The organism is Dyadobacter alkalitolerans DSM 23607 (assembly GCF_000428845.1).
In the GTDB taxonomy this organism is placed as follows: domain Bacteria; phylum Bacteroidota; class Bacteroidia; order Cytophagales; family Spirosomataceae; genus Dyadobacter; species Dyadobacter alkalitolerans.
In genome coordinates this window covers 222,783-234,772 of record NZ_KE386806.1, presented here as the reverse complement: position 1 = coordinate 234,772, position 11,990 = coordinate 222,783, and the positions used below count along the sequence as shown (strand labels likewise).

At 44.4% G+C, this 11,990-nt stretch carries 13 protein-coding genes; all 13 read right to left on the bottom strand.

Features of this window, described 5'->3' with window-relative positions; all coding sequences use genetic code 11:
- Positions 1-262: transposase (locus tag G395_RS0128295; RefSeq protein ID WP_026633045.1), on the bottom strand; the 262-nt coding region annotated here is incomplete at its 3' end.
- A gap of 110 nt (positions 263-372) precedes the next feature.
- Complete coding sequence (locus G395_RS32965) at positions 373-783, bottom strand: IS66 family transposase (protein ID WP_051350471.1); 411 nt, start codon at positions 781-783, stop codon at positions 373-375.
- Complete coding sequence (gene tnpC, locus G395_RS32510; RefSeq protein WP_262485412.1) at positions 780-1,589, bottom strand: IS66 family transposase; 810 nt, start codon at positions 1,587-1,589, stop codon at positions 780-782. Before tnpC ends, G395_RS32965 begins: the two co-directional genes overlap by 4 nt.
- Before the next feature lie 16 nt (positions 1,590-1,605).
- Complete coding sequence (locus tag G395_RS32875) at positions 1,606-1,899, bottom strand: IS66 family transposase (protein ID WP_229204312.1); 294 nt, start codon at positions 1,897-1,899, stop codon at positions 1,606-1,608.
- 75 nt (positions 1,900-1,974) lie between these two features.
- On the bottom strand, positions 1,975-2,442 hold the full coding sequence (gene tnpA, locus G395_RS31495) for an IS66 family insertion sequence element accessory protein TnpA (protein ID WP_051350470.1): 468 nt from the start codon (positions 2,440-2,442) through the stop codon (positions 1,975-1,977).
- 147 nt (positions 2,443-2,589) lie between these two features.
- Positions 2,590-4,920 carry a GumC family protein gene (locus G395_RS30905; protein ID WP_035362254.1) on the bottom strand — a complete coding sequence of 777 codons (2,331 nt, stop codon included), beginning with the start codon at positions 4,918-4,920 and terminating at the stop codon, positions 2,590-2,592.
- A 76-nt stretch (positions 4,921-4,996) separates the two neighbouring features.
- Complete coding sequence (locus tag G395_RS30900) at positions 4,997-5,836, bottom strand: polysaccharide biosynthesis/export family protein (protein ID WP_157486864.1); 840 nt, start codon at positions 5,834-5,836, stop codon at positions 4,997-4,999.
- A gap of 269 nt (positions 5,837-6,105) precedes the next feature.
- Positions 6,106-7,251, bottom strand: a complete 1,146-nt coding sequence (gene wecB, locus G395_RS0128260; protein ID WP_026633044.1) for a non-hydrolyzing UDP-N-acetylglucosamine 2-epimerase — start codon at positions 7,249-7,251, stop codon at positions 6,106-6,108.
- Positions 7,252-7,299: 48 nt separating this feature from the next.
- A complete protein-coding gene (locus G395_RS31490; RefSeq protein WP_051350468.1) occupies positions 7,300-8,397 on the bottom strand; it encodes a hypothetical protein in 1,098 nt (365 codons plus the stop codon).
- On the bottom strand, positions 8,394-9,560 hold the full coding sequence (locus G395_RS30890; RefSeq protein ID WP_051350467.1) for an N-acetyl sugar amidotransferase: 1,167 nt from the start codon (positions 9,558-9,560) through the stop codon (positions 8,394-8,396). Before G395_RS30890 ends, G395_RS31490 begins: the two co-directional genes overlap by 4 nt.
- Complete coding sequence (locus G395_RS0128245) at positions 9,557-10,327, bottom strand: AglZ/HisF2 family acetamidino modification protein (RefSeq protein WP_026633043.1); 771 nt, start codon at positions 10,325-10,327, stop codon at positions 9,557-9,559. Before G395_RS0128245 ends, G395_RS30890 begins: the two co-directional genes overlap by 4 nt.
- Positions 10,328-10,354: 27 nt before the next feature.
- Complete coding sequence (hisH, locus tag G395_RS30885) at positions 10,355-11,017, bottom strand: imidazole glycerol phosphate synthase subunit HisH (protein ID WP_084439930.1); 663 nt, start codon at positions 11,015-11,017, stop codon at positions 10,355-10,357.
- 9 nt (positions 11,018-11,026) lie between these two features.
- Positions 11,027-11,986 (bottom strand): glycosyltransferase family 4 protein, encoded by a 960-nt coding sequence (locus G395_RS0128235; RefSeq protein WP_026633042.1) that lies wholly within the window; start codon positions 11,984-11,986, stop codon positions 11,027-11,029.
- Positions 11,987-11,990 lie beyond the last annotated feature (4 nt).

Here is an 11,990-nt window from a genome sequence, read left to right as displayed (position 1 = left end):
CAGTTTTTAAGCGCTCGTTCTCAGCACGTAGTTTTGCTACTTCGCCAGCCAACTTTGCTGCTCTGTCGCTAACCTTTTCTCCGCTATTCGATTTTGTCTTTTTTGTTGCCATCCTTTTCCAACGATAGAGAACATTCTCGGCAATTCCAAATGACTCCGAAATTTCCTTCGCACTTCTGCCCGAAGTCAACATCCTGGTCATTTCTTGCTTGAAATCAGCATCGTAGCTCCGACGAGTCTTTAATGATTTGGGGTCTTTCATTCTGCATCATAATGTGCAAAAATGTGTGCCGTTTTTTGGAGCCACCTCAGTGGTTGTGATGTATCCGTCCGAGGAACCCGTATTGTGTAGTTTAGCTTTGTGACAGGTGATCAACCATTCCGGTCTTTGATCCAGTTATTGGGAAGCAACTGATAAAGATGTTTATGTTTATGGGATAGTATTCTTTCAAACACATCTGTCAGCCACTGCTGCTCGTCAACACCGTTTTTCTTGCATGTTGCCATGAAGGAATACATAGCGGCTGTCATCTCAGCTGCCTGGTGGGAGCCGGCGAACAAAAAAGCCTTTCGTCCGATAGCCAATGGCCTGATGGCATTCTCCGCTAAGTTATTATCAATCTCAATTTGCCCGTGAAGTGCATAGGCACTCAGTCCCTCCCAGCGTGGTAAGCTGTAAGCTATGGCTTGACCGAGCGGGCTTTTGGGGATTACCAGCGGAAGCTGCTGTGTCATCCACTCCTTTAATTCCAAAAGAACCGGAGCCGATTTTTCCTGTCTCAACTTTGTTTTCTCTTCCCAATCCAGTTTTTCTTCCGCATTTGCTGCTCGAACGCGTAGAGTACCTGCATGCGTTCAAGCACATAAGTCGATCTTTCCTTATCATATTTAAGCGCGTCAACGAATTTGCGGCGGGAATGGGCCATACAGTAGACCAAAAGAATGTCAGGATGATTGCCAAAAAGCTTTTCGTACACAGAATAGCCGTCCACTTGCAGTATACCGGCATACCCTTTCAGCATCTGTTTAGGGCCGCTTTGGTCGCGGCCTTTCTGGTAATCAAACAACGTCAGCTTGTCACAGGGAGCATTATATATCCACATGAAGCCTTGATGGATTCCGTTTTTGTGGTCTCTGTCAAGCACTTTTAGCGGCGTCTCATCGGCTTGCAAGTATTTTTGGTTGAGAACCAGGAGTTTTAAAAGCTCCCATAAAGGGGCAAGATGCTGCCATCCTTTCATGATCCAGTCAGAGGCGGTGGAAGCAGGAACATTTACTCCTAACCGTCTATATTTATCGATCTGGCGGTGAAGCGGAAGGCCGAATACATACTTATCGACCACCATTTGAGCGATGACAGCTTCAGAAGGGATACCTTTTTCGATTACACGATCTGGAAGTAACCCGGTTACAATACCTTCGCCATTGGCACGGGCATATTTATAATGGATATAACGCTTCACATAAAACTCAGCAGGAATAAGGTCCAACACCTCTGTGATCTCTTCTCCTATTATAGTGCAGCCGGTAACGTCTTCGGTAGGTTCAATGATGATGATCTCACGGCGCAGGTTCTCAGGAAGTATCATTCTCCCGGTGCCCTTTTCACGTTTTTTTTGCAGGAACTTTTTCCTTGACAACGTCAGCTGCCTGCTCTGATAGCTCTTCTTGCTGCGTCTGGTCGGTTCCCAATTCAAACAGATTGATCTGGTTTACGTCCGTATGTATGCCGGCTAGTTTCTCATTCTTTTTACCAAATATATACCGCTTGTATTTATCAAGTTCAAAGTTCAGGGCCTGGATCTGTTCATCTTTTTCGGAGATCAATTCCAGCGACTTTTTATGTTCAGCAATCGCCTGCTCATAAAGTAATTTATAGTCCGTCGCTGTATCTTCCATAACCCGAAGATACGATATAAAATCAGCTCAAACAAGCTTTAAAGGCGCTTTTTGGGCAGATTTTCCCTGTGAGCCTCACACCTGTTTTGTATGCTGATAACGTTTTCTAAGGCGAACCAAATCCAGCATTACACCCTGTAAAAGAAGTGTTAACTGCTGACTGGTGATGGATATCCCTTCTCCCTTTGGCCATTCAAAAGTGCCTTGTTCCAGCTTTTTGACATACATCGCAAAACCGTCCCGATCCCATTTGATAAATGAAGCGTCGAGAGATCCGAACAGCTCTATACGCGCTCCAGATGGAAAAGTAATGGCCGCCAGCGCCTGTTGATTTTGCTCAATTACATCCAGTAGTTGAACCGGTATCTGGCTGAACCCACCGGTCGATACAACAGGAGTGGAATTCTTGCTGCGGATTTTTTTAACCCAGTAATTGAATTTATGGTATCCCATACCATTCCGATTGCAAAAAGCCTGTTTGCTTATGCCTTGCGTTTGCCACTGATCATACAGTTCACGCATTTTTTCTGCTTCATTTTTCATGAAACAAGATTACGAACTATGCGGATCTGTTAAAATATGGTTTTATCGGACGCATACAAATAATCTGTACCCGATGAAGGTCAATAAAATGGAGCTGATGCAACTATTAACTTTGAAAAATCTTTCTATTGGAATCTGTAAGCTACCTTAATGTCTCTCAAATAGCGACTTTATCCAGCTGGTGCGCTCCTGTCCGTAATACGCCTGCTTTCCATAGTACCCATAAGTGGAGTTCTTTCTGTAATTTACCGCATTAAATATGATATTTAAGGACTTGAACTGCTTCAACATATTCAAATCCTTAATCGTATTCAGATGAATTTTCGGCGTTTCCTGGTGGCGTACGATATAAAAAGTAGCATCGGCCAGCGGTGCCAGCAATATGGTATCGGTAACAACAGTCACCGGCGGTGTGTCTATAATAATGTAATCAAATGTTTGTCTCAGTGAAGCAATAAGCTTTGCAACACTGTCTTTGGAAATGAGCTCAGAGGGGTTAGGCGGAATAGGACCGCTTGGTATAATAAACAAATTGTCAGAGGAAGTGCTTTGAATAATATCTTCTTCTTTGGCTTGCCCTATCAGGTAATTTGACAACCCTACCTTATTGCTTACACCCATGTATTCATGCACCTTCGGTTTTCGAAGATCCAGCCCTAGAATCAGTACTTTTTTATCCAGTATGGCCAAGGCAGCAGCAATATTTAACGTGATAAAACTTTTCCCTTCTGCGGCAGTTGAGGAAGTGATGATCAATGTCTTTCCTTCTAGCTTATTGTTGTCAAGAAATAAATATTGCATGTTCGAACGGATCATTCGGATCTGTTCACTTATCAGACTCCGGCTACTTAGATCAATAACCTGGCCCTTGCCACTGTGAGCCATTACACTTATTTCGCCAAATACTTTCAGTCCTGTCTTTCTTTCAATTTCCTTTTTGGACTGAACCGTATTTTTCATCGATTCACTTACCAGTATCAGTCCAATAGGGATTAGAAGCCCTATTATAATAGCATAGGAATATATCTTCCTTTTCTCGGGTCTGACAATACCAGGAACGCTATACGGCGGCTCAACCACTCGGTTATCAGTAACTGTGGAAGCATATGAAAGAGCTGTTTCTTCCCTTTTTTGCAGCAACAGCAAATACAAATTTTCCTTTACGCCAGCTTGCCTTTTAATGCCTACAAACTCCCTTTCTTTTTTAGGAATCTTGGAGATTGTTCTGGTAAGCCGACCATTTAAAGTCTGCAGGCTCTTCCTGGATACAAGCAGACTGCTTCGCTGGTTTTTTAGGTTTTCCTGAATGGCCTGCCTGACATTACGCATCTGTGTATTAAGCGTTTTCAGATAGGGGTTGCCTTCCTGAACCGTCTGAGATAACTTCAACCGCTCCGATTCTAATTGAGACAACTGGCTGATATAGGATGTCAGTACGGCATCATTTACACCAAGTGAAGCCGGCGCAATATTGCCGACTTCGTTACTGTTTACATAGCTTTCAACTCCCTCGAGCACGCTAAGATTTATATTAACTTCATTAAGTTTGGAGTCATTTTCCTGAACTTTATCGAGGAATAAATTGGCCTCTGTGCTTAGATCCGTTATTCTTTGTTTCGTACGGAATTGCTCTACGTTCTGCTCTACATCACCAAGTTCCATGGACACTATCTTCAACCGGTCTTCAATGAACCGAAGCGTGTTGGAAGCTTCGCGGTTCTTGGCGGCAAGGGTAGCGAAGGAATACTCTTCCAGCAAATTGCTTAAGATATCTTTCCCCTTGCTTGGCAGAGGGTTTTCAATAGAAAGCGATACTAACGTACTTTTCTGGCTCTGCAAACCAATTTGAATATCGCTAATCAGGCCATTAACGACAGCTTCGGTGCTTTGCATGATGATCTTAACCGCCAATGTATCAGAACCGGTCATAGACTTTCGTCTGAAAACACGAAACTTTCCATATTTGCTGTTTAATTTCTCGCTATAAAGAAACCTGCCCAACTTAATCTTATCCTGGTTCCAAAGCTCATAACGGTTCCCTTCAATCGGTTTGATGAAAAAAGGTTCGCCGCTCAGTATTTCTTCGGCCTCAACGCTTACAGGACTACAGGTGTAGATCTCTGTGTCCCGGTTCTTCCCTTCATGCCAGTAAGTAACCGTCAGGCCCAGGTTCGCCACGACTTTTTCAAGCAGGGGTCTAGACTTCAGGATATTCATTTCATTGTCCAGATTTTTATCATCCGCGAGAGCCAATTGGTCAACAATATTGTTGGTATTCAAAGAGCGCTCCTCCTTAATGAGTACGGTTGAACTCATTCGGTAAATGGGCGTATATTGCTTCAAATAATAATACGCTGCAAAGAGGCTAATGCCGACAGTGAAGACGAACCAATACCAGTACCGTAGAATTTTGAAAAGTACTTCGAGGAAACTGAAATCGTCCTCCTGATCGTCATTCCATTGAACAGAACCACTCATGCTTTTGAATTTTTTATAGAATTAGGCCTTGATTGTATCCTGTTGCTTACAAGATCATCGAGTGTAAGGATGTTGGCTATAACTGAAGTAAAAGACTAGCCAATATCAAAACGGTTCCAATAATTGTGGTAACTACCTGCACATTCCTCAAGCGATTGTTCAAAGGCTGCGGGATTGATTTTTCGGGAACAGGATCGATATAAATCACATCTCCGTTACGGACATAGAAATACGGAGACTTAAAAACTTCTCGGTTCATAAGACTCACCTTTCCTACCACGCGCTTGTCGTTGACAATTCTTATGATTGAAATGCTATCGCGTTTTGCATAAATCGAGAGATCACCGGCTGATGCCAGGGCATCAAGCAGGGTGGTCCGGTCGTCGAGTAAATGGTAAGTTCCAGGCTTGCTGACTTCGCCAAGCACCACGTATCTGTGGTTCATGAAGCGAATATTTACTGCCGGTTCTTTGATTACTGCGTTCAGGGAGGCACGGATTCTTTCCTGTGCGGCTTCGAGTGATAAACCTTCCACACGGATCTTCCCAACAAACGCCATCGCAATGTTACCAGATGAATCCACAGAATAACCTATTGGCTGGGCCACCGCTCCGCCCCCCCCCGGCAGTGATGCAGCAGACAGTGAGAGTACGGTGGAAAAGTTTAGGATGTCGTTGGATTCTTTATTAAGGCTGCTAACTGTTATTCCCAGCAGGTCTTCTTTCTGAATGCGGGACGCTTGCGGAACGTAGACGTCAATAAGAGCTGCTGGATCGGCGGTCTGACTATTGAAAAAAGGTTTTATCTGATTCCTGGAACTTCTGCATCCATTAAAACCAACAAGGCAAATACTTCCGACAATAATCAACTGAGCTGCACGTAACAAAGCTCCTCCAGACCTTTTCTTTAAATTCACGATCGATTGTTTAGTTTACACTGTATGTTGTGTAATAGCGAACTGTTTGCACATAAGCCCTTAACAACAGCTGCCACCTGATTGCTATATGAATCTCTGAAGAGATTTTGAGACGAGCAGGTAAATATAACTATTTTATATACAAAGTAGAATTAATTTGATTATGAAGTAGTCATTGATTCCTTGATCGGACGGGCACAACCTGAATTGATGAAGACCCAACACACTTATATCGTTTTTAGCAAGCTGAGCATCAAGTACTCATGCGCCTAACATGCAGCTAACAAAAACCCCAGAATCTTTTCAGCAGCGTGGCCATCTCCATAGATTTTCGGATATGCTACTTGCGGCTGTTTCTCGAAATGCGCGTAGGCGCTCATCAATTCTGCCTGGTCGGCACCGCATAGCATCGCGGCGCCACTTTCCACAATTTCCACCCATTCTGTCTCGGAACGCAGGATAATGCACGGCTTGTCAAGGAAAAACGCTTCTTTCTGGACTCCTCCTGAATCCGTTATAACGAGCCTTGCCCCCTGCTCCAACTGAATCATTTCCAGGAAGGAAACAGGCGGCAGCAGCAGCACTTGCGAACTGTTTTTTAGCTCAAATAGCAGTTCTGCTTCCAGGAAAAGACCCATTTGCTTTGCCGTTCGGGGATGCAGAGGCAATGCGATCTTGATGTTATAAAAGCGTGCGAGTTCCAGCAAGGAACGAAAGATGGCATTCAGCCGAATGGAATCATCTGTGTTTGTATTCCTGTGAAGCGTCACAAGGACGAAGTCTGCCTTTTTAAGATCATATCTTTCAAGGATTGAAGTGCTTTTTTCTGCTGCTTCGCTAAAAAAACATGTGTTGTCATACATCACATCGCCAACATTAAAAATAGCCGGATTATCCATGGTGTAAGGCGGAAGCGTACCTGCATTGAAGCCTTCCTTGATCAGATTTGAATATCCTGTCTTTGTTGGAGGAAACAAATAAGTGGAAACATGATCGGCCAGGATCCGGTTGATTTCCTCCGGCATTTGTTTGTTGTAAGAGCGCAAGCCGGCTTCAATGTGCACAATTGGTATATGAATTTTCGAGGCCGCTATGGCACCGGCAAGCGTAGAGTTGGTGTCTCCGTATATGATCAGAAAATCCGGTTGCTCCTTTACAAGTATTTCTTCAATTCCGGTAATCATTCTGGCCGTCTGTTCTCCATGGTTGCCTGATCCAACTTTCAGGTTATAATCAGGCTCCGGAATTTGAAGTTCCTCAAAGAAGATGGCTGACATTGATACATCGTAATGTTGCCCGGTATGCACGACAATCTCCTGTATTTCAGAAGCGTAGTGATTACGAATGGCCCGGCTGATGGCTGAAGCCTTGATAATTTGTGGCCGGGCACCTATGATTGAAAGGATCTTTTTCATTAAATGTTTTGGCGCTTTTATATCACAGTTCCTGGTTCTGTCAAGGTATCAACAGTTCGCTTTAATCACATGCTGACGACGCCTCTGGATGTCGGCGCTTTCCGGATAGTTTTCCAGAAACCAAAACAGAAATGCGGTTACATCGATCTTGTCGCGCAGCATTCGCTGTCTTCTTTCCTGGAAAACTTCTTTCAGGTTGGGATTGGTAAGTAGAAGATCAATTCTTGAAAATAAACTTTCATCCTGCCCAGGCGGAATGCCATAGGTTAAATGATAAGTATGTTCCAGCTCTTCCAGCACGGAAATCCTGCCTGCAAAACTGCTGTAACGGATTGAAGGTGTTCCAAGCATCGCTGCTTCAACACTCATGCTTTGACTATCACAGATCAGCAAAGAAGCAGCTGCCAGTATCTGATGTATGTCTTCGGGCTGAATTTTTAACAGGTAAGGAAGGTATTTTTCATCCAGCGGCGCTTCTGAGGAAATCCACACCTGGAATCCGCGCGCTGTAATGGGTTCCATGATTTCATCCAGCATTTGATTGCTGATCCCTTTCGCCCCGAAATCATGGTGAGCAGTAAGCCTGGCCAGACGAACCAGGACAAAGGGCTGGCGAAGCTGATACTTAGCAGGAATGGTTTCAACGGCTTTAAAAACATTTGGATGCAAATATCCCAGCTTCATATAGCCCGCATAACCCACTTTCTTGTGCTCCCATTTTCCTACATTACAAACATGAGGACAAAGTATCGTCTGGGTAAAGGGATATGTAAGGTTGCCAAGCGTTTTAATGACCTCGTAATCGTCCTCCGTAATGGTTATTCGATTGATATTAAGCAACATACCAAGCTGAGCGAGCGAAGCATCCGTGCCAATCAACACATCCGGCTTGCGCCTGATCAGTATGGGAAGAATTGTTAAGAGTCTTTGGATCAGACCCCATAAAATAGCCAGCTTGGACTTCCCTCTTTCGCGCTTGAGAATGTTCTGATGGGGAATGCCGTCAGCCTGTAATAAATCCTCGAGGACGTCTTTTGTTTTGATCAAAACAATAATCTCGTGCGTTTCCGATTTTATAAGTCTTCGGATCGTTTCCCGCAAGAAAAGATATTGAGCCGGATGTCCGAAATAGAAGAGAAACTTCATGAATTAACGCCTTTCTCATTTTCTGCAATGACTTCATTAGCCGAGACAGACATGGGTTTAAATGCATACAGTTTCTTGAGAACGGGCTTAAAGCGTGTAGCCAAACCCATAATCAGCTTGTAATTCGATGGATAGTCAAATGGATCTTTGATGGCGCGCTCCCACACCTCATCATATTCCAAGACACTCATTTCGAGCTTTTTCAAGATATAATCTTTGAGTTCCAGCAGCTCTTTTTCCGATGAATAAGGTTGATTCAAAAGCTGCAACGCCTCCGCACGGGTCATGACAGTGTTGAGCACCTGGGCCGAAAGACTAATTTTCCTTTTGTCAATGCCAAATTTTGCTGGAAGCCAAAAGGCCATCGCGAACTTTGTAAACAGATTTTCATGATGATGGCCACCATAGTCTTTCCAGTCGTATTCTTCCATCAAAAGGGCTTTTGCTGTCTGTTTGCTGTAATTCAGGTAATAGTAGGGCCTGATGTCTTTAATCTGCCGGACTAGCCCGCAGTAGAGCATACGCGACAGGGTCAGCATTGGATATGTTCTTAGTTTAACACCCGATCCGAATTTTTGATGTAAATATTTCAGTTGCCTGGCATCCGAGTAAGTCCACTCCTTGGGCTGCTTGCCTTCGGACCTGAAATCGTTGCCCCTTAGGATAAATTTAATCCCTTCGGCATCGGCCACCTTGTACATTACCGCCTTAATCGCCAGATCGGTTGGAGCATCAATCCAGGGCACAGACGCTCTCATATAGGCTTTGATGAGATCTTTTACTTCTTCATAGTCAATAACATAGGTTTCCAGGTCAATGTTAAGACGGGAAGTGATCTTGCGAATGTTCTGAACGGCGATCTCGCTGTTAAATCCATTGTCCAGGTTGAGGGCCAAGGGACGCAGTCCGTATTCCTTCGCTATGTGCAGCAGGTAGGAGCTGTCCACTCCCCCACTGACACCAATTACACAATCATAACGCTTATTTTCTCCGGCTTTCTTGATCTCTGCCACATGCTTTTCCCAATCCGTTTGGCCTTTTTCGCCCTGTGGATAGTCTGCCATCATTTGCTGCTGAAGACGGCAAAAATTGGATACACCATCCTTGTCAAATGTGATCCCTGGAACCGTTTCATCCCAAACTCCTTCGCTACAAACTCTCATAAATCGTTGTCAAATAGATTTAACAGCTCAACTTGACCTGGATAATTCACCAGCACGGCCCTGCGCGGACCGTGATATACGAACAATGAACCGGCTGCCACGGCAGAGGCATATGATTCGCGGACGGCCTTGTTCAAATCGCGCAGGTTCCCAGCCCCTCCCAGGGCCACGACGGGCACATCAACTGCCTGTGACACTTGTTTGATCAGTCGCAAGTCGTATCCTTCCATCTTTCCGTCCTGTTCTATTGAATTAACAATGATTTCTCCGGCTCCCTTTGCCTGCATGACCTGAGCCCATTCCACAGCCGAAATGCCGGTAGACTTGGTTCCACCCGCCACATAGACCTGTTCTTTTCCTAAAAACTTCTTTTTCACATCCATTGAAACCACTATGGTCGAACTCCCAAACACATCGGCGGCCTCTCTGATAAAATCGGGATTTTCAAACGCATAGGAATTGATGATCACTTTTTCGGCGCCAGCATTCAGAATCGCTTTAATGTCTTTTATGGAACGTATTCCGCCACCCACACCAAAAGGCATATTGGCTTCGTCTCCTATTTCCTGCACAAGGTCCAGGGAAATCATTCGCTTTTCCCTGGTAGCCAGAATATCGAGGAGCACCAGTTCGTCTGCACGTAAATCGTTAAAAATTTTTACCGCATTGATCGGATCTCCCAGATAGCGGTAGTCCTTGAATTGAACCGACTTGACAAGGCCCCTGCCTTTGAGCAAAAGAACCGGTATAACACGTGGCCGAAACATAGATTGAAAATTATATTGTTGTTACGGTCAGGAAATTGGTGCAGAATGGGTCTGCCCGATATTGGAAGCGAGGAAGTTTGCAAGCAGTTGCTCACCGCTGTCGTGGCTTTTTTCGGGATGAAACTGTGTACCGTAAATATGGCCTTTCTGGATGGCTGACGTAAAAGTATGTTCGTAGTCCGTAGTTGTAAGTATATCTTCCTGACGTGCACAAACCACGTGATAAGAATGAACAAAATAAAACATCATTTCAGCGGGCAGCTGATCCAGCAGGAGAGAGTCCTTTCTGTGCGTCAGGCTATTCCATCCCATATGTGGAACCTTGTGTTTCAATTTATGAAGCATGTTAAACCGCATGACCTCAGCATCAAACCATCCCAAACCAGCCACATTACCCTCTTCGCTGAAACGAGCCATAAGCTGCATTCCCAGGCAAATGCCCAGGATCGGTGTTTTTTCCACTAATACTTTCTGGTTTAGAACATCCCAAATTCCTGAGGCCTCCAAGTTCTTCACACCATTAGCAAAATGCCCAACACCCGGCAGGATCAGTTTGTCGGCCAGGGCTATAACTTCCGGATTTCCCGACACCGTCACCGATTTGCCAACGCGCTCGCACTTACGCAAAACCGAGCGCAGATTACCCATGCCATAGTCAATAATAACTGTCTTTTCAGGTGAATACAACATTTTTCTCTTTTAGCTCTCGGATTTAAAATTTTGAACTGTGCTATGGTAAATGCTAATCAACTTCTTTGCGATCAGATCATTATCCAAAGATTGAATCGCTTCCCGGCCTTTTATTGGGGATGAACTTTCCAAAACCTTGCTCAGCTTATCCGCTACATCTGCCGGCTCGTAAGAAGTTAGATAACAGCCTCGAACCTGAGCAATCCAATGCCGTGCATCCCCTACATCCGTCGAGACTACAGGACAATTACAGGCAAGGGCTTCTTTGATAAATTGGGGTGACCCCTCCGAATAAGAAGTCATTAAAGCGACATCCACGGCTGACATAAGTTGTGCTACTGTGTGCCGGTCATGATCTTTCAGTTCAATGATTTCAACGCCCATTTCCTTCAGCAACCCTACCGCAGCATGTGCCAATGGATAGTTTTTAACCGGGTTATCAAATCCTGACGAAAACAGAATGTATTTTCTTCCAGGTAAAAACCCGAGGAGTTTCCGCGTTGCTTCCCTGTTTTGTAATCTAAAAACATCAAAATCCACCCCGCATGGAAGCACACAGCTTTTATTGGGAAAAGTTAAAAGAGCCTTTTTGCGTAAAGAATCGCTTACATAGATGGTCTTTTTACTCATTGTTTCAACCACAGCGGAGAGAAGCCGAAGCTTTTTGTTATTAATATCTGAACCGTGAAAAGTTGCAACCACAGGCACCTTGCGCTGAAGGTTAGCAAGCAGTGATGAAAGAGAAAAATGCGCATGTATACAGCCGTATTCCTCTTTCCTAAGACATTGAATCAATTCCCTCCGGCATCTGAGATATCCGGACATCCCTTTTCTCCGCACAAAAAAATAATCGAACTGAATGTCGGCACTTGTTTTCCCGACGGCCATTACCTGATCGTAAATGAAAGCCTGATGTTTTTCAAAATCAAACCCGGGAGCATTACCACTGCAGACAATAAGTACTTTCATGGTC

Excerpts from the sequence above, each read along its gene's own strand:
- G395_RS0128245 (WP_026633043.1), bottom strand. The coding sequence starts at position 10,327 with ATGTTTCGGCCACGTGTTATACCGGTTCTTTTGCTCAAAGGCAGGGGC.
- wecB (WP_026633044.1), bottom strand. The coding sequence starts at position 7,251 with ATGAAAAAGATCCTTTCAATCATAGGTGCCCGGCCACAAATTATCAAG.
- tnpC (WP_262485412.1), bottom strand. The coding sequence starts at position 1,589 with ATGATACTTCCTGAGAACCTGCGCCGTGAGATCATCATCATTGAACCT.
- G395_RS32875 (WP_229204312.1), bottom strand. The coding sequence starts at position 1,899 with ATGGAAGATACAGCGACGGACTATAAATTACTTTATGAGCAGGCGATT.
- G395_RS31490 (WP_051350468.1), bottom strand. The coding sequence starts at position 8,397 with ATGAAGTTTCTCTTCTATTTCGGACATCCGGCTCAATATCTTTTCTTG.
- G395_RS30905 (WP_035362254.1), bottom strand. The coding sequence starts at position 4,920 with ATGAGTGGTTCTGTTCAATGGAATGACGATCAGGAGGACGATTTCAGT.
- G395_RS0128235 (WP_026633042.1), bottom strand. The coding sequence starts at position 11,986 with ATGAAAGTACTTATTGTCTGCAGTGGTAATGCTCCCGGGTTTGATTTT.
- G395_RS30890 (WP_051350467.1), bottom strand. The coding sequence starts at position 9,560 with ATGAGAGTTTGTAGCGAAGGAGTTTGGGATGAAACGGTTCCAGGGATC.
- tnpA (WP_051350470.1), bottom strand. The coding sequence starts at position 2,442 with ATGAAAAATGAAGCAGAAAAAATGCGTGAACTGTATGATCAGTGGCAA.
- hisH (WP_084439930.1), bottom strand. The coding sequence starts at position 11,017 with ATGTTGTATTCACCTGAAAAGACAGTTATTATTGACTATGGCATGGGT.